This is a genomic window from Desulfurococcus amylolyticus Z-533 (assembly GCF_000513855.1).
Lineage (GTDB): Archaea > Thermoproteota > Thermoprotei_A > Sulfolobales > Desulfurococcaceae > Desulfurococcus > Desulfurococcus amylolyticus.
Genome location: NZ_KI911318.1, coordinates 591,059 through 616,908, shown reverse-complemented (window position 1 = coordinate 616,908; position 25,850 = coordinate 591,059). Strand labels below are relative to the sequence as shown.

The 25,850-nt window shown below is 47.1% G+C and carries 28 protein-coding genes; 10 read left to right on the top strand and 18 right to left on the bottom strand.

Features of this window, described 5'->3' with window-relative positions:
- Positions 1-18: 18 nt before the first annotated feature.
- Positions 19-1,419 (top strand): FAD-dependent oxidoreductase, encoded by a 1,401-nt coding sequence (locus SPHMEL_RS03270; protein ID WP_042667340.1) that lies wholly within the window; start codon positions 19-21, stop codon positions 1,417-1,419.
- 12 nt (positions 1,420-1,431) lie between these two features.
- Here the strand turns inward: SPHMEL_RS03270 and SPHMEL_RS07505 are convergent, their stop codons facing one another.
- From SPHMEL_RS07505 to SPHMEL_RS03255, 3 genes are read right to left on the bottom strand one after another with little or no spacing between them, the layout of a single operon-like run.
- Complete coding sequence (locus SPHMEL_RS07505) at positions 1,432-1,950, bottom strand: hypothetical protein (protein ID WP_232216738.1); 519 nt, start codon at positions 1,948-1,950, stop codon at positions 1,432-1,434.
- Entirely contained in the window at positions 1,951-2,157 is a 207-nt protein-coding gene (locus SPHMEL_RS03260) for a hypothetical protein (protein ID WP_042667339.1), read from the bottom strand.
- Entirely contained in the window at positions 2,157-2,489 is a 333-nt protein-coding gene (locus SPHMEL_RS03255; protein ID WP_042667338.1) for a hypothetical protein, read from the bottom strand. Before SPHMEL_RS03255 ends, SPHMEL_RS03260 begins: the two co-directional genes overlap by 1 nt.
- Positions 2,490-2,967: 478 nt before the next feature.
- On the opposite strand from SPHMEL_RS03255, the gene tsaA reads away from it, so the two are divergent.
- Positions 2,968-3,477, top strand: coding sequence for a tRNA (N6-threonylcarbamoyladenosine(37)-N6)-methyltransferase TrmO (gene tsaA / locus SPHMEL_RS03250; RefSeq protein ID WP_042667929.1), 510 nt, complete (start codon positions 2,968-2,970; stop codon positions 3,475-3,477).
- Positions 3,478-3,487: 10 nt separating this feature from the next.
- Here the strand turns inward: tsaA and SPHMEL_RS03245 are convergent, their stop codons facing one another.
- On the bottom strand, positions 3,488-3,913 hold the full coding sequence (locus tag SPHMEL_RS03245) for a CBS domain-containing protein (protein WP_042667337.1): 426 nt from the start codon (positions 3,911-3,913) through the stop codon (positions 3,488-3,490).
- Between the two features lie 104 nt (positions 3,914-4,017).
- Here SPHMEL_RS03245 and SPHMEL_RS03240 point away from each other — a divergent pair, with 104 nt between their 5' ends.
- Complete coding sequence (locus SPHMEL_RS03240; RefSeq protein ID WP_084322127.1) at positions 4,018-5,280, top strand: glycoside hydrolase family 1 protein; 1,263 nt, start codon at positions 4,018-4,020, stop codon at positions 5,278-5,280.
- Positions 5,281-5,286: 6 nt separating this feature from the next.
- Here the strand turns inward: SPHMEL_RS03240 and SPHMEL_RS03235 are convergent, their stop codons facing one another.
- The 6 genes from SPHMEL_RS03235 to SPHMEL_RS03210 form a co-directional block, all read right to left on the bottom strand.
- Entirely contained in the window at positions 5,287-5,628 is a 342-nt protein-coding gene (locus SPHMEL_RS03235; protein ID WP_042667335.1) for a carboxymuconolactone decarboxylase family protein, read from the bottom strand.
- A gap of 89 nt (positions 5,629-5,717) precedes the next feature.
- Positions 5,718-6,518, bottom strand: a complete 801-nt coding sequence (locus SPHMEL_RS03230) for a hypothetical protein (RefSeq protein ID WP_012607923.1) — start codon at positions 6,516-6,518, stop codon at positions 5,718-5,720.
- Positions 6,515-7,327, bottom strand: a complete 813-nt coding sequence (locus SPHMEL_RS03225; protein ID WP_042667334.1) for an ABC transporter permease — start codon at positions 7,325-7,327, stop codon at positions 6,515-6,517. Before SPHMEL_RS03225 ends, SPHMEL_RS03230 begins: the two co-directional genes overlap by 4 nt.
- Positions 7,311-8,318 carry an ABC transporter ATP-binding protein gene (locus SPHMEL_RS03220; protein ID WP_012607925.1) on the bottom strand — a complete coding sequence of 336 codons (1,008 nt, stop codon included), beginning with the start codon at positions 8,316-8,318 and terminating at the stop codon, positions 7,311-7,313. The genes SPHMEL_RS03225 and SPHMEL_RS03220 overlap by 17 nt, the downstream gene beginning before the upstream one ends.
- A 454-nt stretch (positions 8,319-8,772) precedes the next feature.
- Positions 8,773-9,750: a galactose-1-phosphate uridylyltransferase gene (gene galT, locus SPHMEL_RS03215; RefSeq protein ID WP_042667333.1), complete on the bottom strand. Its 978-nt coding sequence runs from the start codon at positions 9,748-9,750 to the stop codon at positions 8,773-8,775.
- Positions 9,751-9,756: 6 nt separating this feature from the next.
- Positions 9,757-11,004 (bottom strand): galactokinase, encoded by a 1,248-nt coding sequence (locus SPHMEL_RS03210; RefSeq protein ID WP_042667332.1) that lies wholly within the window; start codon positions 11,002-11,004, stop codon positions 9,757-9,759.
- A 116-nt stretch (positions 11,005-11,120) separates the two neighbouring features.
- Between SPHMEL_RS03210 and SPHMEL_RS03205 the strand changes: the two genes are divergently transcribed.
- On the top strand, positions 11,121-12,083 hold the full coding sequence (locus SPHMEL_RS03205; protein WP_042667928.1) for an NAD-dependent epimerase/dehydratase family protein: 963 nt from the start codon (positions 11,121-11,123) through the stop codon (positions 12,081-12,083).
- 127 nt (positions 12,084-12,210) lie between these two features.
- On the top strand, positions 12,211-13,002 hold the full coding sequence (locus tag SPHMEL_RS03200; RefSeq protein WP_232216737.1) for a pyridoxal-phosphate dependent enzyme: 792 nt from the start codon (positions 12,211-12,213) through the stop codon (positions 13,000-13,002).
- 72 nt (positions 13,003-13,074) lie between these two features.
- On the opposite strand, the gene SPHMEL_RS03195 is transcribed toward SPHMEL_RS03200, so the two are convergent.
- Positions 13,075-14,217, bottom strand: coding sequence for a magnesium transporter (locus tag SPHMEL_RS03195; protein ID WP_042667331.1), 1,143 nt, complete (start codon positions 14,215-14,217; stop codon positions 13,075-13,077).
- 84 nt (positions 14,218-14,301) lie between these two features.
- On the opposite strand from SPHMEL_RS03195, the gene SPHMEL_RS03190 reads away from it, so the two are divergent.
- Positions 14,302-15,510, top strand: coding sequence for a potassium channel family protein (locus SPHMEL_RS03190; protein ID WP_042667330.1), 1,209 nt, complete (start codon positions 14,302-14,304; stop codon positions 15,508-15,510).
- A gap of 95 nt (positions 15,511-15,605) precedes the next feature.
- The gene (locus tag SPHMEL_RS03185; RefSeq protein WP_042667329.1) at positions 15,606-16,052 is read left to right on the top strand and encodes an archaellin/type IV pilin N-terminal domain-containing protein; all 447 of its coding nucleotides are present in this window, start codon (positions 15,606-15,608) and stop codon (positions 16,050-16,052) included.
- A 156-nt stretch (positions 16,053-16,208) separates the two neighbouring features.
- Here the strand turns inward: SPHMEL_RS03185 and SPHMEL_RS07420 are convergent, their stop codons facing one another.
- A complete protein-coding gene (locus SPHMEL_RS07420; RefSeq protein ID WP_198011712.1) occupies positions 16,209-16,358 on the bottom strand; it encodes a hypothetical protein in 150 nt (49 codons plus the stop codon).
- 297 nt (positions 16,359-16,655) lie between these two features.
- Here SPHMEL_RS07420 and SPHMEL_RS03180 point away from each other — a divergent pair, with 297 nt between their 5' ends.
- A complete protein-coding gene (locus SPHMEL_RS03180; RefSeq protein ID WP_042667328.1) occupies positions 16,656-17,111 on the top strand; it encodes a hypothetical protein in 456 nt (151 codons plus the stop codon).
- On the opposite strand, the gene SPHMEL_RS03175 is transcribed toward SPHMEL_RS03180, so the two are convergent.
- Genes SPHMEL_RS03175 through SPHMEL_RS03160 form a run of 3 tightly spaced genes read right to left on the bottom strand, consistent with a single transcriptional unit; the run spans position 17,101 to position 19,821 of the window.
- Positions 17,101-17,811 (bottom strand): hypothetical protein, encoded by a 711-nt coding sequence (locus tag SPHMEL_RS03175; RefSeq protein ID WP_012607935.1) that lies wholly within the window; start codon positions 17,809-17,811, stop codon positions 17,101-17,103. The genes SPHMEL_RS03180 and SPHMEL_RS03175 overlap by 11 nt on opposite strands.
- Positions 17,808-19,244 carry an ATP-binding cassette domain-containing protein gene (locus SPHMEL_RS03170; protein ID WP_084322125.1) on the bottom strand — a complete coding sequence of 479 codons (1,437 nt, stop codon included), beginning with the start codon at positions 19,242-19,244 and terminating at the stop codon, positions 17,808-17,810. The genes SPHMEL_RS03175 and SPHMEL_RS03170 overlap by 4 nt, the downstream gene beginning before the upstream one ends.
- Positions 19,237-19,821, bottom strand: a complete 585-nt coding sequence (locus SPHMEL_RS03160; protein WP_042667327.1) for an ECF transporter S component — start codon at positions 19,819-19,821, stop codon at positions 19,237-19,239. Before SPHMEL_RS03160 ends, SPHMEL_RS03170 begins: the two co-directional genes overlap by 8 nt.
- A gap of 113 nt (positions 19,822-19,934) precedes the next feature.
- Here SPHMEL_RS03160 and SPHMEL_RS03155 point away from each other — a divergent pair, with 113 nt between their 5' ends.
- Positions 19,935-20,456, top strand: coding sequence for a nitroreductase family protein (locus SPHMEL_RS03155; RefSeq protein ID WP_042667326.1), 522 nt, complete (start codon positions 19,935-19,937; stop codon positions 20,454-20,456).
- On the opposite strand, the gene SPHMEL_RS03150 is transcribed toward SPHMEL_RS03155, so the two are convergent.
- Positions 20,453-21,796 (bottom strand): rhomboid family intramembrane serine protease, encoded by a 1,344-nt coding sequence (locus SPHMEL_RS03150; protein ID WP_042667325.1) that lies wholly within the window; start codon positions 21,794-21,796, stop codon positions 20,453-20,455. The genes SPHMEL_RS03155 and SPHMEL_RS03150 overlap by 4 nt on opposite strands.
- A gap of 312 nt (positions 21,797-22,108) precedes the next feature.
- On the opposite strand from SPHMEL_RS03150, the gene SPHMEL_RS03145 reads away from it, so the two are divergent.
- Positions 22,109-24,172, top strand: a complete 2,064-nt coding sequence (locus tag SPHMEL_RS03145; protein ID WP_042667324.1) for a glycoside hydrolase family 13 protein — start codon at positions 22,109-22,111, stop codon at positions 24,170-24,172.
- Between the two features lie 10 nt (positions 24,173-24,182).
- Here the strand turns inward: SPHMEL_RS03145 and SPHMEL_RS03140 are convergent, their stop codons facing one another.
- Both SPHMEL_RS03140 and SPHMEL_RS03135 read right to left on the bottom strand, forming a co-directional pair.
- Positions 24,183-25,049, bottom strand: a complete 867-nt coding sequence (locus tag SPHMEL_RS03140) for a cation diffusion facilitator family transporter (protein WP_232216736.1) — start codon at positions 25,047-25,049, stop codon at positions 24,183-24,185.
- A gap of 187 nt (positions 25,050-25,236) precedes the next feature.
- Entirely contained in the window at positions 25,237-25,821 is a 585-nt protein-coding gene (locus tag SPHMEL_RS03135; protein WP_012607943.1) for a TATA-box-binding protein, read from the bottom strand.
- Positions 25,822-25,850: the final 29 nt, after the last annotated feature.

Here is a 25,850-nt window from a genome sequence, read left to right as displayed (position 1 = left end):
GTGTTTGGCGAATCTAACATGAGGAGATATGATGTAGTCGTGATAGGCGGTGGGGCAGCCGGGTTCACAGCTGCCTTAACAGCTAGGATGCTCTACCCTGAGCTAAGCGTCTTAATGATAACTAGGAGCGATAAGATTCCCATAGTCTGCGCACTCCCATACGCTATAGCCGGTAACAGACCCCTCGAAGACTACTTAATGCCATACAATTACGCATCCATGTTAGGGGTGGAAATATTAGTTGATGAGGTAGTTGGAGTCGACACGGAGAACAGGGTTGTTAAAACCAGGAATGGTGTAGAGGTATCCTTCGGCAACCTGATAATAGCCACGGGCTCCAAGCCCGAGGCCTACAAGGTTGAAGGAGTGGAGCTCCAAGGAGTATACGTTCTAGGAAAGGATTATGATAAACTGGCTGAACTGAGGAAAGTGGTGAACCATGACGGGATCAGGATAGTGGTTGTTGGAAGCGGGTTGACAACAATTGAGCTGGCTGATGCCTTAAGCGGTATCCCAGGACTCACAGACCATGTTAAGAGAGGGGTCACAGTGATCTCTAGGAGAAGATATATTTTATCAAGATACTTCGACAGCGAGTTCGCTGAGATAGCCGAAAAGGAGCTTGTATCCAAGGGCGTGAAGATATACACTAATACAAGGATTAAGAGAATACTTGGTGAGACAAGTGTTAAGGGTGTAGAGCTCGACAATGGGGAGACTGTGGAGGCTGATATTGTTATCATAGTGCCTACATGGGTTCCCGATACAGAGTTAGCAGTTAAAGCAGGCCTCGACGTGTTGAGACAGGGCGTAATCGTCAACGACTACATGCAGACAGGGAAGCCATACGTGTACGCTGCAGGGGACTGCATAGTGAAACGGGACTTCCTCACAAGTGGTATGAGGGATATAAAGCTAGCTACCCTGGCATGCGAGGAGGCTAGGAGAGTTGTATCAGCTATTAAAGGCGTGGCTTTAAGCCCTAGCAGGATGGGAAGGATACCGGTCACAGTAACCAGGATAGGCAACATAGTAATGGGTGCTGCAGGCTACATAGAGACTCATGCATTGAACCAGGGAGTGTCATACATTGTTGGGAGGGCTAAAGCAGTAAACAGACACCCAGTATGGTTCCCCGGTGGATGCCAGGTACAGGTGAAGCTCCTCTTCCTCCAGGATGGTAGACTAATAGGTGGACAGGTGGCTGGAGCCTGCAATGAGGTAGCGGAAATAACGAACACCATAGCAGTAGCCATGCAGGGCTCTCTAAGGATAGAGGACTTAATCATAGGACTCCAGCATGGCTCACACCCGTTATTAAAATACTCACCAGTAATGCATCCATTAATAAACGCGGCTATCGATGCATACATGAAGATGAAAGGATGCGGCTGCCAAGGAGTAAGTAATAAGGAGTAAGTAATTACAATATCACTTCCTCCTGAATGTGCCGAGGATTAAGAATCCTAGACTACGGAAGAGTATGAAGAGTGAGGTATAGCCTATCATATCTATTTTGTTGAAGTATCCCCCGAGAACCAGTATTAATGCCCCTACAATGCTTATACTGGTGGTGAAGACGCCTGATGTAATCAACTGTAGTTTACCTGGTAGCTTCCTCGAAATCGATATTACTAACCCCTGCTCTAGGAGGGGGTATATTGGGAAAGCCCATAATATTGCTACTACTAGTGGATCACTCACATGGAGGAAGAGAACTATGAATAAAGCATACTCGAGGATAGCTGTTGCAACAAGGAGGGAAGGGCTACCCTTATCAAATGCCTTGCCTAGTAGTGGCCATATTAATGCCCCGGTTAAAGCTGGTATAGTGTTGACCACCAGCCCGAATAACATGGGGTTTCCCAGCATGGATCTAACAACTAGCACGTAATTGCTGAAGAAAAACCTTGTACCGGTGAAGGCTAGGAGTGAAACCATGAAGAGCATTCAAACTCTCCTCACGCCTTCAACTACATCTTTGAGCCCCGCTCTAGGATAGACCACTTCATCAGGGTATGATGCATAGATAAACATGTAACCCGTGAAGACTAGGGTGCCTAGGAGGGACATGCCTGTGGAGTAGGGTAGGTATTCAGTTATGTATCCCCCGAGGACTCCTCCAATTGCCCATCCAAGGGAGTTTGAGGCGCCCATTAACGAGTAGGCTGAACCATGCTTGTTGTAACACCGTGGACTAATATTAGCAGGGGGATGAACTCTACACTGGTGAAGCCTATTAATGCGAGGGGCATTGAGGACAATATGCCGAGCAGTAGCATCCCCCTCCTACCAATGATATCGCTTACCATGCCTCCTACAACCGAGAAGAAGCCGGGCATGGTCTCAGAGGCTATGAGGATGCTCATGAAGATGTAGTTCAAGCCCATGTGTTTATACACTATGTCACGTGAAACCGTGTAGTAGGCTCCCTCAACCACTCCAAGCATGAATGACGCTGTGTAAAACACGCAGAGAGCCTTCTTCACCCCTAGCCTCGCCAAGTTGTTTCTGGTTTTATAATGGTTTGTATGTGTTGGTGTTAGTCTTCCGCTATTATTATTGCATATACTTTTTTGTCGTGTAGATGTTTCATCTTCTCAAACCAGCCTCGACTCCTCATCCCAAGTGTTTCGAGAATGCTACAGGATCCTCAAGTACCCGGAGCACGGGTTCACCGGAGACAGGGATAGGGTGGCATGCATAAACCTATTCCTGAAGCACTCAAGATGTGATGTCACCCTGAACGCCCCTAAGCCATATGCAAGCCCAAGCAGGATACAGGGGGAACAAAAACGAGGGGATGAAACCAATTTAAATAAACCTACATGGGACCTGAACTCCTTAATATTCCTGTAGGCACTGGCTTACTCATGTAGTGTGTTTAAGAAGGGATGAATAAATACAGTTACAACTGGAAGCCTCGCTCTTTAAGACGGGGAGAAATGCTAGTTAATGGGAGTTATCATGGATATAGTGTTGAAGCCCATCGGATTCGTGAGGACGGGTGCACCGGATGAAGAGGTCAAGAACGCCCTGGATAAAAACATTGTGAAGGGATTTATTGAGGTACTGCCGGAGTACGCTGAGGGCCTCAAGGGATTAGAGGGCTTCTCCCATATAATAATAGTGGCATATCTTCACAAAGTACCTGGTGAAGCCAGGAACACTTTGATTGTTAAGCCAAGGAGACTCCTGAGGTTAGGCTTCAAGCTAGAGGAGCTCCCGGAGCTTGGCGTGTTCGCTACTGATAGTCCCCACAGGCCTAATCCAATAGCGTTAACCATCGTGGAGGTGGAGAAGATAGAGAAGAACAGGATCTACGTCAGAGGCCTCGACCTCTTCGATGGTACTCCCGTACTCGATATAAAGCCCTATGATAAGAGCAGAGCGGTGCAGGGTTTCAAGGTACCTGAGTGGCTCAGGGTGCTTGAGGAGAGAATTAGGGAGAAAAACGGTATGGATTTGACGCCTTGAGGAGAGGTTTCTACTCGATTATCTTGAGGAGTGTTAAGAGAATATCCATGATGTCTCTAACGCTGACCATTCCAACAGGCTTATTATTTTTATCTACGACTGGCAGGTGCCTTACATTGAACTCCCTCATCTTCTCAAGGGCTTCAGTTATATGCGCATCAGGGCTTATGGTTAACGGATTCTCCTTCATGAATCTTGCCACCGGTATGTCCTGACCTATCTTACCTAGTGCAACAGCCGCCACTACATCCTTAGCTGTCACGATACCTGTTAGCAAGCCATCACTGTTGACCACTATGACACTTGAGGTATTGTTCTCGAACATTAGTTTGGCGGCTTTCTCCACGGACTCCGTCTCCTTTATCGTGATCGGTGGAGCCGACATGATATCGCTTACCCTTAAAGGCACACTTCTCTTACGCCTAAAGAGCGACACGTGTGCCACCTTTTCCCGATACATAATTACTTAATAATGTTATCTATAAAGCTTTATTTTTATAGCTCCCACCTAGATATTCTAGATAATAAGAGGAGATACCCTTGATAGAATTTCCCCGGGATTTCACTTTTGGAACAGCAACGGCTTCCCACCAGATTGAAGGAGACAACATGTATAATGACTGGTGGTATTGGGAGACAACTGGAAGGCTAAGAGTTAAATCAGGAAAGGCATGCAATCACTGGGAACTCTACCGTGAAGACATAGAGTTGATGAGTAGGCTCGGCTACGATGGATACAGGTTCTCCATAGAGTGGAGCAGGATATTCCCCCAGGAGAACTTGTTCGATGAGAGGGCTTTAAACAGGTACGTGGAGATCGTGGAGCTCCTAAGAAAGCACGGGATAACCCCAGTGGTCACACTACACCATTTCACGAGCCCCAAATGGTTTATTGATAAAGGGGGATGGCTTAGAGAGGAGAACATATCCTACTTCAGGAGGTATGTTGAAGCAGTTGTGGATAGTGTTAAAGGGGTGAACTACTGGGTTGTCTTCAACGAGCCAAATGTTTACATTCTCCAGGGCTACATAATGGGCGCGTGGCCCCCTGGCTACAAAAGTCTGAAGATAGCTGATAAGGCAGCAGTGAACATCGTGAAGGCTTATAAGGAGGCCTACGAGGTCCTCAAAGGAAGGGGGAAAGTAGGGGTAGCCCAGAACCTGATATCCTTCAAGCCGGCTAGTGATGGTAGACGGGATCTCAATGCATGCGAGAAAGCTAGGGAGGTATATAACCACGGGTTCCTGAAAGGGGTACTCCAGGGAGAATATGTTTCACTGAGAGGGATAAAGAGGATTGAGGAGAGCGATATGGACTTCATCGGCGTCAACTATTATAGTGGGTTCGTGGTTAAACACGTGTTCAACCCCTTGAAGATGTTCATGGATGTGAGGCCTCTTGACACAGGGTTGTGGACCACTATGGGGTACTGTATATACCCCAGGGGGATCTATGAGGTGACGAGAGAAGTCTATGATAGATACAGGAGGGATATCATTATCACGGAGAACGGTGTAGCCGTTAAAGATGATGAGTTAAGGATACTCTCGATTGTGAGGCACCTCCAATATGTCTACAAGGCTTTATCCGAGGGTATACCTATACACGGCTACTATTACTGGAGCTTCATGGATAACTATGAATGGGATAAGGGCTTCGAGCAGAGGTTCGGCTTGTTCGAGGTAGACTACTCGACGTTTGAGAGGAAGCCGAGGAGAAGCGCGTATGTCTATAGCGAGATAGCAAGAACTAAGAGGATAAGCGATGAGCTACTGGAGAAGTATGGTGAAAAACAGAGTTAACCAAGACTACTTCTTCCCAGCTAGAAATTCCTTCGCTACATTATATGCTTTCAAGGCATACATGAGGGCGGGCCCGCCGCCCATGCATACAGCTACCTTTATCACGTCGAGTATTTCATCCATTGTTGCGCCGGCATTCACCACTGCATTAGTGTGCCATATTATGCAGGGTTCGCACCTCACAGCGATAGCTATACCCAGGCTGATCAATTCTTTGGTTTTCGCATCAAGGGTCTTTGCCGATTCAGCTTCATGCACGTACTTCAGGAACTCCTGGAGCTCGGGTGTTCTAGAGGAGAGTTCGTTTAATATGGAGACTATTTTCTCAAGTTCAGCCTTATAAGACATGCAGTCCACCATATTTTTATTATCAGTATTTGCATATATAATATATTCACATATATAATATTTTCTTAATATATCTATTTAATGGTAAACTAATACATCCCTATAGAGGGTACACCGTTTCTCCTGATCCTGGTAAACACGTAGTGATTGACGGCCAACGCTGTAATCAAGTATGCTAGAGCATAGGGTAGACCATAGAGGATAAGCTTATCAGTAGGCATTACTACTGGCGCTTTAAGGAGGACGTGTCTGAGTAGCTCGGCTGGATACGAGTATGGCGTTGCCAATGCCACTATCTGTACCAGTCGGGGCATTGAAGCAAGGGGTGTTAACCCGCCACTGGCTATAGGTATTATCCAGGAGAGGAGCTCGACTATTATATTACTGGTTCCAGACGCAAGGATAGATGCCCCCAGTAGCAGACTATGTGCCGCCAGCACGGTTAGTATCATTGCAAGCACGGTGAAAAATAGGAGTGGATCGGAGACGCTGAGGTATGGGGGAGCGTAGAGTAGTGTTAGTAATAAATAGATCTCCCCGAACTCTATCACAAGCCACATCAAGCTAACTGGGAGGAGCCCAATAAAGTACAAGTACAAGCTTCTACCAGCTACGATAGCCTGCTCCAGGACACCGCTTCTAAGCATCCACCTTAAGTGACTACTCCAATCCCATGTAGCAGTCATATAGGAGGAGAACACTAGCATAGACACCAGCGTATAGCCCGCTGTAACCTGCTTATCTAGGCTGCTCGGCGAGAACAATACTATAGGTCCTATGAAGAGGAATCCCCAGAGAGTGAAGCCTATCAGGCTTATCCAGAAACCATGCTCTCTCAGCATCTCAGCCTTAAAGTAGGCTGTGAGCGTCTGTGTGATCACTTCCTTCACTCCGTCTTCACCCCTGCTGCACGGAGCTTGCCCTCCCATTTAACAATGCTTCTAACACCTATAGGCAGGTAGATCAATGTGAGAGCTGTTGCAAGCCCTATAAGCATCCAGGAGTAGGAGTCGAGCTCAAGACTGGCCAGGAGCCTCTGCACAGCCTCAATAATACTGCTCGATGGGATCAGGTAGGTTATTAAACGGGCTACCCAGGGCATCATGTACCTGGGATAGTAGACTCCCAGCAGTATCATTATGAGGGGCCTCACGATGTTGAGTACTCTCCAGTTCTCACCTGTGGATCTATACAGTAACCCCATTATTAGCAGGGAGACCGGTATAAAGGATAGGGATGCCGCTATAGTCATGGCTATTATAGCGAGGCTCTCGACGAGCCCGGAGACACCGTGAAGGAGTATGAATACTGGTACAATACTGGTTGAGCCCAGGAGCACCACTAGTGTTAAACGGGGCAGTGGGATCGCTACGTACCTGTATACTCTTTTAACAGGTGATAAGAGCACATAGGGTAGCGTGCCCATCCAATGGTCGAAGTCCGGGCGCCATAGCAGGTCATCGCTTACAGCCATGATGCTCAGCATCATATAGCTACCAGAGATATAGAAGAGGAGGGGGTCTGCACCGGTTTTCTCAGTGAAAGTATTTAATCCTCCTAATCCATAGCCTATGCCCAGTATGAACACTGTAAGCATGTATGGGTATGTAAGGAGAGATATAAATGCGCTCTTCCTCCTTATGATGTCGCCGTATACAAACATGTATTCGGCCCTAATGATCTCAAGTAGTTCCCTCATGCCCCACACCACTTGTAAAGTATATGAAGACGTCTTCAAGAGTTGGCTCCTCGATCCTCAAGGTGTATACTTCCACACCTCTCGCAACCAGCTCCCTTAATAATATACCTGCAACCTCCTCAGGCGATCTTGTGAGGAGCCTCACCGTGAGCCCCTCCTCACTCTCCTCAACGGAAACCTTCTCAACCTCTAGTCCCTCAATCGTCCTCGAGACAATCATCTTGTCTCCTCTGACATGGGCTACAATAGTTCTCTTCCCAGCCACTTTCTCCTTGAGCTTCCCCGGTGTCCCCTCAGCAATGATCCTGCCTTTATCTATCAAAAGTATTTTGTCACAGACCAGCTCGGCCTCGAACATGTTGTGGGTTGTGTAGAGTATTGTCTTACCGTTACCAGCCATCTCCCTAACTAGGCTCCTTATCTTCCTGGCTGATGGAGGATCTAATCCAAGAGTTGGCTCGTCGAGTATAAGCACCGGTGGATCCCTTAACAGGGCCCTCGCCAATCCAAGCCTAGCCTTCATCCCGAGACTGTACTCCTCGAAGAGCCTATCAGATGCTCCGAGCTTATCCAGCTCGAGGAGCCTCAGCAACTCCTCGACACGCTTCTCAGCCTCGGAACTGGAGAGCCCGTATAGCGCGGCAAAGTACCTCAGGTTCTCCCTCCCAGTCAACTTAGCATAGAATCCCTTCTCCACACTAAACACTACACCTATACCCCTCCTCACATCATCAACATCCTTGACCACGTGGAATCCGTTAATCCATGCATCCCCTTCATCAGGTATGAGGAGTGTTGCAAGTATCTTCACAGTAGTCGTCTTACCAGCGCCATTAAGACCCAGGAGTCCGACAACCTCCCCCCTCCTCACCTTAAAGCTCACTCCTCTAAGCGCCTCAATAACCTGGGGAGTGGACTTGAAGAGTCCCTTCCTCTGTCTCGTCACATATCTCTTGACAAGTCCTTCAGCAACTATACTGTAGTCACGCAAGTCTCGAACCCTCCGAAACCACTATAACCATTAGAATCATGCACCAGCCATGATATCTTCAATGTTGGAATTTATAATTAAATAATCTGGTAAAACTGTTCCATATAAGGTGGTTTTATGCATGTTTGGGAAACTATGGTTTGGAATCGTATTACTAATCTAAACATAATAGTTTAATTAATTAAACTATACAGTCACCTGATATAAACCTCTTTACTACTTGATTAAAATATTTGCATTAATCGATTAGATATACTCCACCCAATGTAAGGATGAAGCCGGACAGAGCGGGGGAATAAGAAATAAGGGGGTGAAGCAGGCAATTACAGGTATTCACCAGACCCGAACCCTACTGCTTAGGAGTAGTTTTACACCGTAGAAATCCACGTTATCCATCATTACACCTTTTTGTCTTCCCCCTGCTATGTGCACACGAGGTTGAAAACTTAACTAGCTATGTGTGTCCACACTTATTCTCCCTAATAGCCTTCCTCAATAATTCTGCAACATACTCCGGGGTGGAGTCGTAGGTAAAGTTTCCTCCACCAGTCTCCATGCCAGCGGCATACTTTAGCTTCCCGGTTGTCCTGTACATGCCATATATTTCGATATGGAGGTGGTAGAATGGATACCTGGTGTGCATGGGGTTCTGGTGGAGGACCATTGTGTAGGGCATTGGCTTCCCGAGGACCCTGTTTAATCCACATAGAACCGTCTTTAATGCGTGGGCTAATGCAGTCACCTCATCACTGGTTAGATCCGTTAACTCGCCTACATGTCTCCTGGGGTATATGTGAACCTCGAAGGGCCAGTGAGCATAGAATGGTATGAAGGCTATCCAGTCACTTGAATCATATACTATTCTAACTCTCTCCTTCTCCTCCTCCCCGATTATCCTGCAGAAAAGACACTCCTTACTCTCATTATAATATCGCCTAGCGTTCTCAATCTCTCTCTGCACCCTGACGGGCACGAAGGGGAGTACGTATATCTGTGAATGAGGATGCGTTAGGGATACACCTATTTCACGCCCCTTATTCCTGAAGAAGAGGAAGTAGACGAGCCTTTTATCCTGCTTCTCCTCCCTGTACTTATCGACAACTAGGTTGAGTACCCTGGCTATGTGTTCAACTGGGAGATCACTTATATCATCTAGATCATGGATAGGGGTCTCAATAACCACCCAGCACCTCCCATACGAGGGCGCAGTCCTGTAGAAACCATGCCTCCCCGGCTCTAAGGGGGTATCGCTGAGCATGGGATACCGGTTCCTGAGTATTAGTGCATCCCATCCATACCCTGTCTCAGGCGCGCCGGGGCAGAAGGGGCAGAAGCCCTCGGGTTGCCAGGGCCTCGCCTCCCTTATGCTTGAAACCATGACCCACTCTCCGAGGACAGGGTCCCATCTCAGCTCCTGGATCCTTCTCTCCACTAGTGATCACCTGTCTCCATGCGTTTTAACTCCCTCATCTATCTCAACTATCCATCCACGGGGTGCGCAGCAATCCAGGACTCCTTTAAGTGCTTTCCCAGCAGTATCCCTATCCCTGCATAAAGCTATAACGGAGCCGCCTAGCCCCGCTCCCGAGAGCTTGGCCCCCAGTGCTCCAAGCTTATTCATTTCCTCAACTATCCTATCTATCTCTGGGAGGCTTACATCATATAGCTTGCTAAGTAAGTAATGCTGATGATTCATTACTAAGCCTATTAGCTCCAGTCTCCATGTATTACTGGAGAGAATAGACCTCACCTTTTCAGGCTCCGCTAATTCACTACCGAGGACCTCTACAACCTCACCAACCGTGGGCTTAAACCCCTTTAACGCCTTAACCGCTAGCATCGTGGATGAATGCATTCTAATCGTGAACTCTATCTTCCTAGCCCCAGTCCTATTCACGTTATCAAGGTATGGGGTGAGCTCGTCTAGTGTGAGCTCCTCCCACCTCGGCTCCCAGTACCTATACCCCAGCTTGCTCTTCAAGCCCGGGGGAACAATACTCATTAACTCGTTTAATGCCCTATCTATCTCACCCTGTACACGTGGATGGATATCGGCTGTCGAGTGCCTGATCCCGGAGTCCACTACGAGCCAAACCCCCTCTCTGAACCCGAGTTCCTCAACATTGTACGGGGGCCTTGTATGTATCAACGTTACACCGCCGAAGGCTGAACCATACTGGTCTAGTCTCCCGCAGGGTATACCCATGACCTTGCTCTCGGCTTTGAAGGCATACTCAGCTATATCCTTCCTACTAAGCCCAAGCCCGTTGAGCTCGCTTATACCCCAGGCGACAGCTACTTCCAGGGCTGCACTGCTCGCCAGCCCTGAGGCGACGGGTATATTGCTTGCAATATATGCCTTGAACCCCTTGATCCTGTATCCTTCCTCAGTGAAGACCTTGAATACCGCCCTAATATAGTCGCCGAACCATTTACCACCCCTCAGTGTTATCTCTTCTGGGTGGAACTCATCCACCGCGTTAAGGTTCTCGGAGTAAGCCATGACTCCATTATTGCTGGGCGCTAATGCAATATATGTCCTAAGGTTTACTCCTATAGCTGAGACCGGTAAGCCCTTATAATCCTGGTGGGTATTCAGGAAGTCCAGTCTACCAGGTGCTGAGACCATTATTGATGGCTTCTCACCGTAGAACTCCTTGAATGCTATACCTATTTTATCAATCATGAAATCATCCTCCCAGATCCTCCATGATGAGACCCCTTAGATTTTAAACTTTGATGTAATTCTTATTAAACCCATACCTAGTAATGAGCTTATATGATGCAGGAGAGGAATTAAGCATGAGATATGTTGTCACAGGAGGAGCGGGCTTCATAGGTAGCCACTTAGTCGACTACCTTGTCTACAGGCTTAAAGCTGATGAGGTAGTGGTAATCGACAACTTGTCCTCAGGTTCACCCAGGAACATAGAGATGCATATTGATGCAGGGGTAGTGAGACTCATTAAGGCGGATCTATCTAAGCGCGGAGAATGGGAGAAGGGCCTTAAAGGAGCCGATATAGTTTTCCACTATGCCGCCAACCCTGAGGTCAGGATATCGAGTGTGGAGCCAGGCATACACTTCGAGAATAACGTGGTCGCGACATTCAATGTACTGGAGGCAATGAGGCTCGGCGACGTAGATAAGCTAGTCTTTGCCAGTAGCTCAACGGTTTACGGTGAGCCCTCGGTTATACCTACCCCCGAGGACTATCATCCGTTGAAGCCTATTTCCATATATGGTGCATCAAAACTGGCATCCGAGGTACTTATACAGGTGTATAGTGAGCTATACGGGTTTAAAGCACTGATACTACGCTACGCAAACATAATTGGGGCGAGAAGCGATCACGGAGTCATAGTTGACTTCATAAACAAGCTGAGGACAAATCCCTCCAGGCTGGAGATACTTGGTGATGGGACCCAGAGGAAGAGTTATCTCCATGTAAGCGATGCTGTTGAGGCCACAATGCATCTTGCTGTGAATAAGCTTAATAGCATGCATGGAGTAGATGTTTACAACGTGGGCAACCATGACTGGGTGACTGTGACCGAGATAGCAGATATAATAGTGGAGGAAATGGGTCTCGGGAGAGTTGACTACGTGTTCAAGAAGACCACTCCGGATGGTAGAGGATGGCCCGGAGACGTTAAATTAATGCTCCTCGACATAAGGAAGCTGGAGTCAACAGGGTGGAAGCCCAGGCTCTCTTCAAGGGACGCTGTTAGAAGAACCGTGAGAGAACTCCTCGGCAAGACCTAAGCCAAAAGCCCTTCCACGAGGTTCAGGGAAACGGTTTAAGGGTATATGATTCAGTCGTGAAGCTCGTGCCAAGAAATACACCTACCCCCTGGTTAAGCTGAAGTCGCTGAGCAATAGCGATGTAAGGGTGTGGGCTAAGCTAGAGTGGTACCATCCCTTCAGCCTAAGCATAAAGGATAGGGTTGTATGGTACATGCTTCATAGGTTCCTCGAGAGAGGAGTTAAGCCTGCTAAGCTGTACGAGGCGTCTTCAACTAACACTGGTATGGCACTTGTTGGTCTCGGGAACTATCACGGGGTGAAGACAAGGATATATCTCCCAGCCACAGCCCAGAGATGCGTTGACTACGTGTTCAAAGCAATGGGTGCTGAGGTCGTGAGGGAGGGAACACCTATAACGATAAGCATGCTCAGCAGGGTCCTTGTGGAGGCATCTAGGGATAATGCTGTTATATTAAACCAGTTCGAGAACGACTACAACTTCCTCGTCCATTTAAGATATACAGCCAAGGAGATCGACTACCAGTTGATGAGCAAGGGGGTTAAGCCAAGTGTTATCGTAGCTGGGCTCGGGACAAGCGGACATCTCTCAGCACTCTCATTCTACTTTAAGAATAAGTACGAGAGTGTGGAGACTATAGGGGTCCAGCCAGCACAGGGCTCAAGTATCCCAGGCATCAGGAGGGTGGAGACGGGTGTTAAATGGCTCCACATGGTTGAAGTAGACAGAGTTGTCGACGTAAGGCTCGAGGAGGCCTTAACAGGGATACTTCACGTGGCGAGGATTGACGGGATACTGCCTGGCTTCAGCTCGGGGGGGGGGGGCAGCTGTATATGCCTTGATGAAGCTGTTGGAGGAGGGTTCGCTGAGGGGAGACGTCGTCGTTGTCTTCCCGGACCACGGGCTGAAGTATGTTGAGCTACTCGAGACTCTTCTAACTGAGAAATGCGTTGAGGAGTCAGCACCAGGGTTGAACCGTGAATAACTAGCTTAGATTACTAATCCCAGTATCAGTAGTGTAGAGAGGTAGCCCGCAAAATCAGCGAACGTGGTCATCAAGGGAAATACTATGTTATCAGGGTCCCAGCCATGCTTAAACGAGATAGTGGTGAGGTAGAAGGTTGTAACAGCTGAGAGCGAGTATACAAGTATGAATGATATAGTGATTGAGAGAATTGACACGGTGAACATCCCTGGGCCACTAGTAGCTAGGATCACTGTGTACGCTGCAAGTATCGATATGAATGTAGCTATAGCCTCGAGAAGGCTTTCCCGCCGATATCTACGGGTATTAGCACTGCCTTTCACATGAAGCTCTATGTTTAACATGTTGCCCAGACGCCCCATGGAGGCCCCTATTAAAGCATTAAAGGCCGGTAAAACACCGAGGACCTCAGGGACCCTGCTAAGCAATCCCTCAATACTGATGGCTGCAAAAAAGCCTCCCAGGCTGCTTCCCGAGGAAGCTATAATGGATGAGACAGCGTTCTCCTTAACCGGTTTATCCTCATGTATCCTGGCCAGGTAGAGGTATGATATAGCCAGCGATGCAAGCACGCCTAGTACGAAGAGGAGCTTAACTATGAATGATATCACTTGGTGCATAAGCGACACAAGGATTAGCGTTAAAGGGGTTAAGGCATCCCCTACACCGGTGACAACCACGGCGACGAAGCCTGATGGATCCACACCTTTCTTAAACAACATTATCACGGAAGCCAACACGATGGGGTTTAACACTAGGAAAACAATGATCGTCGACGTAGTCACAATGAATACGAGGGAAACAGGATCCATGGAGCCGAGGTTAAGCATGTATGAGAGTACCAGCCCCATGAAGCATAGTTCAAGCGAGGTAATTAGGGATACCGTGTACCCTGTAAGAGTGTTGATAATGTTGAACCTTGTGAACAACCTTGGCTCAGCCGCACCTATATGTAGCGCTGTTGTAAGCCTATACCCTATGGCACCGTAGACGTCACCGCGGAGATCCATGAGCCCGGGTATCACAATCATTAACACTGGGTACACTAGTAGTAACTCTATATTGAATCTCAGGGTCAACCCGGCTATTACCTCCCCCACGGCGAGGGCTAGCAGAGGTATTAGCGAGCCAACGAATCTCCTGATCACCGCAATATGCTTCCACCCTTATTCACTCCATGTTGATGCTTTTAAGAGGGTTACAGTATATATATCTACCACTCGAGGAGTTGCATGGTGTCCAGTGGGAATCTAACGCCTGAGCAACATAGGAGGCTCCACGATAAATTCACAAGAGTGAGATACAGGCCTGTATCCGTTGCAAGCATATTGAAGACTATTTGGAGCCTTAGCGATATAAGTTTAGACCTAGCATTCTACGCGTACTTCTCAAGGGACACTGAGGCAGCTGAGAGAGTCCTAGATATAAACAGGGTGATAGACGATAACCTAGCCCAGTTCATAATGCATACAGCCCTGGCATACGGTAGAACCAGGGAGGGAGCCGAGGCAAGCCTACTAGCCTTCTACTATGGCTCAGCAATAGACACGATAGTGGACAGCGTCAAGGACATAGTTTACACACTGCTAGTCGGGTACGCGCCGAGCCTGAGCTATGATGAGATAGCATTACTCATGGATGGAGAGATAGTTGCCAAACTAGTGCTCGAGAAACCAGTTAAAGTCATAGAGCTCACCGACGTATACCCAGTCGACGTGCTGCTTAGTGTCCATGCTGGGAAATCGATGCTCGCCCCCTCGCCTGAGACTATTCTACCAGCAAAATCCACGATATATGTGAGGGGTTACAGGGAGAACGTTATCAGGATGCTCAACGACCACGGTGCAACACTACAGGAGAAACGGTTATCCGGGGAGCTCGAGCAGGTTTTAAAGAGCATAGTGGAGCTCAAGGACTACACGAGGCTCATGATAGACCTAGCCCACTACACGCTACTGGAGCCCGAGCCAGGCGTGATAGGGGAGGTGGAGGATCTCGAAGTCTACATAGATTGGAGGCAGCTGGATGCATTAAACAAGCTCAAGGAGGCGGCAGGTATGATAAACCCTGATACATTCATAGGGCTCTCAATCCTCTTCAAGGAGCTCGAGGACATAGCTGATGCATCCAACACTATAAGTCACATACCGAGCCTCCTCGAGGAGCTACCCGAGGAGTACAGCGAGGTCCTCGCCAAGATATTTGAGACAATAGGGGAGAAGATAAGGACAGTCACGGTGTCAAGAGAGACAAGCCTAGACAGGGTGACAGTATGGCTGAGGAAATACGGGGGCACAGTCCTAGCTGTTAAAACAGGGGATACATGGATAGCATACCCATTAGCGAGAAACCCCGTACTTAAACCCGGAGACAGACTAGTGATAGCATACCCAGCCGAGTTCACGGAGGAGGTGGGGCAACTACTAAAGAACCATATATAATGGTTAAAATAGCTGCATGTTTAAATATAATGGGAATACCGTAAAACATTATTTATAAACCAGACCCAAGAATAAATAAATCGAGGTGGAGATAGATGAAGAAGGCAATTTCACCAGTTATAGCCACAGTAATAATAGTAGCTGTAACAATAGCAATTGCAATCGCAGTAGCATTATGGATGACGGGCCTAGTGGGCTCATTCACGGGCACAGAGAACCTCCAAATAGTCTCAGCATACGCTACGAAAAATAATGACGGCTGGACCATATATCTTCAAGTAAAGAATGTTGGAACAGTAGACGTAACAATAGACAACATATTCATAAACGGGGTACCAGTATCGGGTCTCACCGGCTATGTACAAAGCATCACCGTCAATGGTGAAGTCCAAGACATGAGTAATATAAATATACCTATTGGAACGGGTAAAACAGTTAACATGGAAATTGCTGTCAAAGGCTATGTTGCCGGCCAAATGCTCGAGATAAAGCTACACAGTGCAGCTGGCAAGGAGTACCCGAAGCAGATAACGTTACCATAGGGAATGCTAATACCTTATAAATCCATGCTATTTTTTATATGTGTTTCTACACAATGCTTTCTCCTCCAGCAGGTATCATCCAGCTTAATTGTTTCCTGTAATATGTGAATTAGTTGACTGAGTAGTTATTAATAGGCTAGTAGATTATTTCGAGGTCTATGATGCCCTAGTGAATTTATATAGGCAGTAGCTGGTACCACAGTACACTGTTTCAACGCGTAGCATAACTTCTATTACACCATACTTATCCCTCAGCAACGTGGATACAGCATCCCTGAATCCATCCGGATCCGGCCACTTCTCCATGAGCACCACAAGCTCCCCAACGCCCTGTGAAGCAATTAAGGAAGCTAATACATCTGGGCCCGGGCTCCACCCTGTATTAATGAGCCTGCTGCGGGTTCTAAATCCTTTCTGAATTCCTGTAACCAATACAGTTATTTATATGTGTAGAATAAAAAGAAGCATGTAGCAAACCCTGGGAGGAAGCACCTCGATTAATGAATTCTAGCAAGCGAGATCCGAAGCTACATTGCCCTATACCTGGGTATTACCGAAATATTTAATATTTAACGTTGGAGATGATCATGATGGAGAGGATTCATGCTTAGCGACGGGGAGGTCATAGGTATAGCAGTTCTAATCGCGGTCACCATAGTTGTAAGCATAGCCTACGTCTTCTGGATCCAGGGCAATCCCTTCATGGATACAGGGATAGACATAGTTGTCATAGCGCATAGTGTGAACTATACTGGTGATGGATGGAGAATCTGGCTCCTGATCGGCAATCATGGCAGTAGGACGGCCGACATAGAGTACCTGCTTCTCAACAATAGGGTTTGCAATATTGATGTTAATGTGACGCGTAACAGAGTGATTGAACACTATACCCTACCCGGTCAACCAGTACCTATTGAACCCAGTGAATCCATCGAGATGGTGTTTCATACAGCCAATATCAAGGGGTGTGATATAACGGTGAGTCCCGGCCTCCATTTAAGGCTCACGCTGAGGACTAGCCAGGGCAGGGACTACTACAGGGAGATCATTATACCGTGAAACCAGGTATTAATGGGAGAACTAGTAGGGCTAGCATGATGTATAGATATATGTCTTTCACCCTGAACAATGTCAACCCGGAGTATGAGGGCTTCACCGGGTACTGTAGAAGCGCTTCAAGCCTGCTCCGAGTCAGCAATGCTGTATGGTAGATTAAAGGAGTCACTAAAGCACCCATCCGTCTCCCCCTATACTTAAGGCTTATAGTCACCAATGCCTCGCTGAAGTATACGAGTGTTAAGGGTAGCTGCGACAATAATAGTGTAAGGATCACTGCTTGATCACGTAGACCCAGGGCTGCTAGAATGCACCTCCACTCATCAACACTTAGCAACTGGAATAACTGTGTAAAGGCTAGGAAGAAGGCAACTAACCTCACAGCCCCGGTAACCATCTCACTGGGTGGAATGGCTGGCATACCAGCCAGCACAGCCAGGTATGATATAATGGCTCCAAGTAGTGTGAACACCACGATTAGCTTTAACCCATTCACCACTGTCCTATAACCCTTCAGCCATGATAGAACTGCTAGCTCAAGGGAGAGTATCATGGCTGGGTAGAGGTAGTAGAGGGAGTAGCTGATGCTCCTTGATGCAGTGAGCACGGCGATCAAGCCGAGCGAGTAGATGATCTTACACAGCGTGCTGAAGCCTGGATCCCTCTTGGACTGGATGAACATGTAGGCTAAATCCCTGATCACACAGCGTCACCGAGTAGCCCAGCGGCTATGCTGGCATAGGATGCCACGGTGGACCCCTTTGCTTCACTCCTCTGTAGGACACCGTTCTCCAGCCTGTAGGTCTTGGAGCCCGGTGGATACCCCAGTATATCACTACTACTTACAGCTATAACCACCGCTTTACCAAGCCCAATGAGGCTATTCACAAGCTTAACCCTGTCAACATAGGTGAGGCCTGAGAAGGGTTCGTCGAGGAGTACTATGTCAACCTCCTCCCTCAACCCTGCTAGGCTGACAGCTAGCTTGACCATTTGCCCATGGGATAGATTAAAGGCTGGCTGTGACGGATCCACGTTGAGCCCCGCCGTGATCCTCAAGCCTTTTTCAATGCATTCCCTTTTACTCCTCGATGATCTACAGATCCCCTCTATCTCCCTTGTTATGGATTCCTCGGTGTAGAACATGTGGATGTTTTGCGGGACATATACTGCTTCCCCGCTCTTCCACACCCTGCCTTTCACAGGCTTCAGGTAGCCAGCCAATATCCTCAGTAACGTGGTTTTCCCGGAGCCGTTTTCACCATATATGTATAAGAGGTCTCCTTTAGACACGGTTAAATCAACACCTTTAAGCAGGTTCAAGCCGTTTACCCTATACCACACGTTCTCGGCTTTTAACACTGTTACAGGGTCTCCCTTATTCACGGATACATTATATGTTGTAGCTGCTTCAGGATACGTCTCGTGTTTAAGCCTGTATACATCAATGGTTCTATCCTCGAGCACACCATTCCTCATCACGTACACCTTGTCGACTACACTCAGTAATGGCATGAACCTGTGCTCCATGAATACCAGTGTTTTACCCATGAACCTCAATGCCTCGGCTAGCTTCAGGAACTCGTTGACTCCCTTGTCGTCGAGCCACATTAATGGTTCATCGAACACTATTACCTCTGGATCAGCTATCATTGACTTAGCGACCAGGGCTCTACGGGCCTGGCCCCCGGATAACTCGAAAAAATACTTGTCTAGGAGTTCACGCGCACTCACTGATTCAACGGCCTTCCACAATGCTCTCTCAGCTATCTCATCGTCTTCATAAAGGCTGTAAGCATAAAATTCAAGGTCTTCCCTCAACAATGGATTAATGAAGTACATGTAGGGATTCTGCCCAACCACGTGTATCTTCCTGGCCAACACCCATGGATTGCTGTCCTCACGTACTTTGAAGCCGTCTACGATTACATCGCCTTTTAACTCACCATTATATATCCAGAGGGCTGAGCCGTTGAGTACTCTAGCCATGGTGGATTTCCCGGAGCCGGTGCCGCCTATCACGAGTATGCTTTCCCCTTTACGCACGTAGAGGTTTACTCCTTTTAAAACCCAGCCACTCCTCGGGTACCTGAACCACACGTCTCTAAGTATTATCACATGCTTGTTATCACTCATTTATTACACCCGTCCTCGCTAAGACCCTGTAGACTGGTAGTGCGGCAAGCACTATTATTAGCGATATGCTTATATTGAATACCGCTATCTCTGGCATGTACTTCACTGTGAAATCATAGGCTGCATAATATGTCGGGTAATACTTGGGATAAGTGATCATGAGCCAGAAAGGCGTTACAGCTAGATTGGCAAGCGTCATAACAATAGTCCTGGATGCAATAGCTATGACACCTGATAAAGAATAAGCTGTCTTAAACCCTAGCCTCCCCGCTAGGTGTTTATAGGTGAGGACAAGCGGGATGAATGTTGAAGCCTCAGCAAGAGTCTTCATTGCCATACCTATGGGATCCGAGCCGGCTATAACAGATACAATATAGTACACCGGTAGAGCGGTGACACCCCACTTAATAGACTTGAACCCGAGTACCGCGAGGGGGACCCCTGAGAAATCATATTTTAGGAATGATGCCAGTGGAAACGGGATCTCGAAGAACTTTAGCACTATGGCTAACGAGATGAATCCTGATACATAGGCTAGCTCCCTGTATTTCTCCACCTGGCTCCAAGTCGTGCCCATGGTATACACCGTGGATCCAGCTATTATCGCCCAGTATTTAATAGGGTTATTGAACCGTTCAACATTTCCGCTTAAATAGCTTGGAAAACAGTATTTATCGCTGGTGATCACTGGTGAGCGAGATATTACTTGAGCTACTTAAATCGAGGCGCAGCATAAGAAGGTTCAAGCCTGAACCTCCTCCAAGAGACCTGGTCTTAAAAGCAATAGATGTAGCCAGGTATGCCCCGAGCGCTAGGAACAGCCAACCCTGGAGATTCATAATAATCGAGGACCCGGTTATCAGGCAAAGGCTCGGCGGGATACATATATATGCGAGGCCAGTGTTAAATGCCCCCCTCGCAGTAGTGGTTGCATGCATGAATGAGGAATCACCGACATCATACATCCTCGACTGCGCTAACGCAACAATATACTTCATGCTAGCAGCCCACGCCCTTGGATTAGGCACAGTATGGATCCAGACACTAAGGAATGTAAAAGAGATCAGGGAGATACTTGGTCTCCCAGACAATGTTACCCCGGTTTCCCTACTAGCTGTCGGATACCCTGCTGAAAACCCTGTCCTAAGACCGAGGAAGCCCCTAGAGGAAGTAGTCTACTTAAACAAGTATGGAGAGCCCTTAAAAATCTAGTAGTAAGGTAATGAAGGGGCTTCCCCAGTAACCATTGCTATTTCATCAGCCCTCCTAAGGGATAGAACTGAGTAAATAGTGATCCCTAATGCTAGGACTCCGCCGATGCTTAAAAATGGTACTGTATTCAGTCTCATAGAGTCCAGCACGAAGTCGATGGATATAGCATCACCTATTACGGCGTTACCATACATATCAATGTTCACTACCCTGGTATACATTTCACCACTACCATACCTCATAACCCCTACCTCATCGTATACAGCGTTCATCCTGAGGTGAATGGGTACCCGAATCCCCTGGATATTCACATTATAGTTCTTATCATATGTCTCACTAGTGTTGGCTAGGCTCGGATTATATAGTACGGGAGTAAGTCTATTCAATAATATCCTAACACTATCCACACTACTATATGAAACATCCACGCTACTCTGGTAGACGACCAGTGAGACAGTATCATTGGAGCCGTTGGCTGAGACGTTGAGAAGGTAGGTTAATGGGGGTGTGGTATTGATGAAGTATAAGCCATAAGCGAAGCCTGCGGCCACAAGAAGAAGTAGTACTGTGAGTATGGTCTTAGTTATCTTACCTAGTCCCCGTGGTCTTCTGAAAACTATCCCGATCTCCTCGAGCCACCCGTATATGTAGTCGTAGGTGTAGCTGGACTTATACTGTTCTATAATACTCTTCGTAGCTATATATGTTAGAGCAATGCCGGCGACGAAGCCGCCGACATGAGCGAAGTAAGCAACACCTCCAAGCCTCAGATACCCATATAACACCTGTTCAGCAAACCATATCAAGAGGAATACAGATGTAGAGACCGGGAAGCAGTATGGTAGGAACAAGAAGAACATGCACCACATGAGCCTTGTATTAGGGAACATTAATAGGTAGGACCCCAGTACACCGCTTATCGCTCCTGAGGCGCCTACAGCCGGGACTACCAGTGAATCATATCCTCCGACAGGTATTATGGCTACATGGAATAACACGGCTGCAATGCCTGAGGTTAGATATAGTAGTAGATACCTCCAGGATCCAATGATGCTCTCAACCCTCCTGCCGAATAGCCATAGGAAGTACATGTTGAAGAATATATGGAATAAATCAGCATGCGTGAACATCGCTGTAAATATTCTTGCAACCCCCTGCAACGGGTTAGTGAATAATGTGGCTGGTGTGAAGCCCAATAAGTATATGCTCTCATTTGTGGATTCAAGGAATAAATTAGGGTAGCTGGTGTAGAAGTAGACTAATACATTAACCAGTATTATAAGGGTTGTAACTCTAGAGGAACCTCTTACATGGATTCTCTCACCGGGTACAACAACCATTACTTATGAATCCCTCATATAGTCCTGTAAATACTATTAGCCTCGAGCATATAATAAAGCTTGGCTTTAATCAAAACCTCTGGAGAGGGGCCCAGGTCTCATACTGATGTCATCCCTTCATCCTTGTCCCCCTGCATCCCTCTCGGGTTTGTATCTGGCTTGGAGGCGTTCACGGGCACCCCAGGGCCCACACATCTTGAGTGCTTCATGAATAGATTTATGCATGCGATTACATTCTTCAATAAAAGAATTTAATAGTAAACCTTAGTAAACCTATATGAAAGCAGAAACAGCATGCCGAGGCGTCTAGTCATGGAGAAGGTGCTAGCCGTAGTGTTATTCATATTGCTTGTCTTAACACCGGTGTTATTTATTGTTGAAAGCGGCTCTGAAACGCTGGAAATCTATGCTGGCAAGGGCCCGGGTCTAGTCGTACATGATCCCATAGACCCAGCATATCTTTCAATCGCGGATGGTTATTTAATCCCTAGGATTAAAATCCTTAAAGCCCTAGATGTTGCGTCGGGAGTGCTTATAGCTAACGGCGTCGAGTACCCTCTTAAACTCCAGCTGGAGACGAGTAGTTGGAGGATGTATTATGCCACCGTACCTTTGGATAGGAGTGTAAACGGGTTAAACTATTACTTCAGACTAACGCTCTCTAATGAAACACTCGTCTACGTGTATAACACGGATACAAGCAGGTTCTACTATTTCAACGGTTCAATGCCTTTCAAGCAGGTTGAATGGGTTAGAGATAGGGTGGGCTACCAGATATTCCCTGATAGATTCTATAATGGGAATCCAAGCAATGATCTAAAGGCTAATTTAACCGATGAACTATGGATAAACGAGGTATCCAAGGGTACACCAATTTTCACGAGATGGGATGGACCCGTTACCTCCCTTCATTGCTGTCACCAATACTTCGGAGGAGACTTAAAGGGGATCACCGAGAAACTCGACTACCTGAAGGAGCTCGGCATTGGATTAATATATTTAAACCCGATCTTCACCTCGGGTAGTGTGCACGGCTATGATGTATACGACTACTACACTGTGGATCCCAAGTTTGGAACGCTGGATGACTTGATGATGCTGTTGAATGAGGTGCATAAACGCGGTATAAGGGTCATATTCGACTTCGTACCTGATCACGTGGGGCTCGGCTTCTGGGCTTTCCAAGACGTTTACAGGAATGGACCCAGTAGCCGTTACTGGAGCTGGTTTATAATCTACAAGTGGCCCTTCAAGCTGGGGGATTCAAGTGCGTATAAGTGCTGGTGGGGCATAGGTAGTCTGCCACAACTGAATGTATTGAATAAAGAGGTAAGGCAGTACTTGATCAATGTGGCATTATACTGGCTGAGCATAGGCTTTGATGGCTTAAGGATTGACGCGCCGCTAGACGTGATTGACTCGGAAAACTTCTTCAGAGAGCTCCGTGAAGCCGTTAAGTCAAGGTATCCCGATGCATACATTGTCGGAGAGATATGGGATTATCGCCCCAAGTGGTTGAGGGGCGAAGCATTCGACTCCCTGATGAATTATTATCTAGGTAGGAACATATTGCTAAGCTATGCAGGGGGCGCTTTAAACGGTTACACAGCATCAGCTAGGTTATCCGAGTACTATGCCGGTATAGGTGTCAACGTGGCCGGAATGGGTTTCAACATCATTGGATCACATGATACATCAAGGATACTAACTGATCTAGGTGGTGGGGGATTAAGGGATACCCCAAGCAATGAATCCATAAAACGGTTAAAGCTACTCTCAACACTCCAATATACGCAGCCAGGCATGCCCGTGGTGTTCCAGGGTGATGAGAGAGGCGTGACCGGGAGGCAGAGCAACTATGATGAACAAAGATATCCTATTCAATGGGATAGATTGAACCAGGAGGTATTCGAACACTATAAGAAGCTCGGTAAGTTAAAGAACACCATTCCAGCTCTTTCAACAAGCATAATACACGTGTTAAGCACAGAGGGCAGTATACTCGCATATACAAGAGGCTATAATGACGAAGTACTCGTAGTGGCTAACAATGCCTTAGAACCTATAGCATACAAGTTACCCGAAGGTAACTGGTCAATACTCTACGTGAGTAGCGGGGAGAACGTAGAGGTGTATAATGGATCGATCACCGTGCCCCCGTTAACAGCTATAATATTGGCGAAGGAGCAGTCTTCAACAACTAGTAACGTGACCCAGCCTATTTTCACTCAGACAACGACCCCCTCAAATAACACTGGTTTCACCAAGCCTAGTGAGGAATTATGGAGAACCCTCTTCCCTGTATTCACGGCCGTAACCGTATTAGTGTTCATTACAATGGCTGTCGTTTTAATAAAGCACGTGAAACCACGGTGAATAAGGATATTTAGTCCTTATATGGCTCTACATGTATCGTTGCCTCCCACTTCAACTCTTTCCTTATCAACTCCTCTAGTTTACTAGCTATCTCATGCGCCTCATTAAGGTTGATATCGGGAGGTAGCCTTATATGTAGGGTTACCTCTACATGTTCACCGTACTCATGTAGGTGGACGTGGTGTAGATCCCTTATATTGCCTGAGATCCTTGAGGCGAGTTCCTTCAGCTTCGATTTCTCGCTTGGAGTCGGTGATCTACCCAATATGTTTTCTGATGACCTCTTGATTATATCATATGCAACATAGATTATCAGCCCCGATACCATTAAGCCTAACACTCCATCAATCCACCATACAAGCCTACTCATGAATAACCCGATCAAAACTATTTGCGTCGCCACCGCGTCGCTGCGGTGATGCCATGCATCAGCCTTAATGCTTTCAGCATTAAATCTAGTTGCTAATCCAAGAGCCCACCGGGCAAGCAACTCCTTAGCTATCACTGAAACAGTTAGTAATATCACAGCTATCCAGGAGAAGATCAAGGTTTCCCTACTAATCAGCTTAGAGATACTTCTCTGAATAAACTCGAACCCTACGACGCCTAGCAGTGTACCTATAATTATAGATGTAACTGATTCAAACCTCTGATGGCCAAATGGGTGTTCCTCATCGGGTGGCTTAAAGGCTATTTTATAGCCTATTATAAGCGCCGCCGATGTGATGCTATCGGATAGAGTGTGGAATGCGTCGGCTATTATAGCTATAGAGTTAGCGAGGATGCCAGTGTATAGTTTAATAATGAATAATAGGGTGTTCACTATGATTGACACACAGCCCTCAAGGTACCCGGCTTCCTCCTTGCTAGACGGCATTGAATACACCATGAGACAAGGAATTGTGCAGGAAGCCTTTAAACCTGGTGTTGTCCAATAACTGGAGGACTATATCCCTATGTTCAGATTGAGCATAAGGGTCTTCATCCCATTGAAACCAGTGGTCTAAGTGGCTGCCCGCATCATCACTATGCTAATTAATAGTTTAAGGTGGTTTAAAAATAAGTCATTCCTCCTCGCCTAGCCTGGGACCCACTATGCATCCAGCTTTATATAGTTGTCTAGCAATATTGTTCACAGCTCTCTCGACCTCAACCTCTTCCTTAGCACCGGTAATCACCATTTTACCACTACTGAATATTAGGAGAACCACCCTTGGATCCCTCATCCTATGTATCAGCCCGGGGAATTGCTCGGGCTCGTACATACTGTCCTCAAGGTGGTAGGCTGCTTTCTCAAGGTTCACGTATGCGTGTATATCACCGCCTGCAACTATATTCTGTATCTGGACACGGGGCCTTCCATGGACGTTTACACCATTCTTCACGAACGTCTTTATTATTTTCTTAACTGCCTCAACGAGTTGCTGAGTGCTCTTAGTCCCTGTTACAACCATCTTGCCTGATTTAAACACGAGTGCTGTAGCCCTAGGTTTATCCAGACGGAATATTAACCCAGGGAATTGATCGGGTTTATAAGTGATGCTGGGTATCCTTGTCTCAATAAGCTCCAGGTCGAGGTCGTGCTCAAGGATGACTGTTGCCACAATGTTTTCAACACGGTAACTGGTTTTAAAAGGGATAGTGTTCATGCCGACCACCACTCGTGCTTATAGTAATT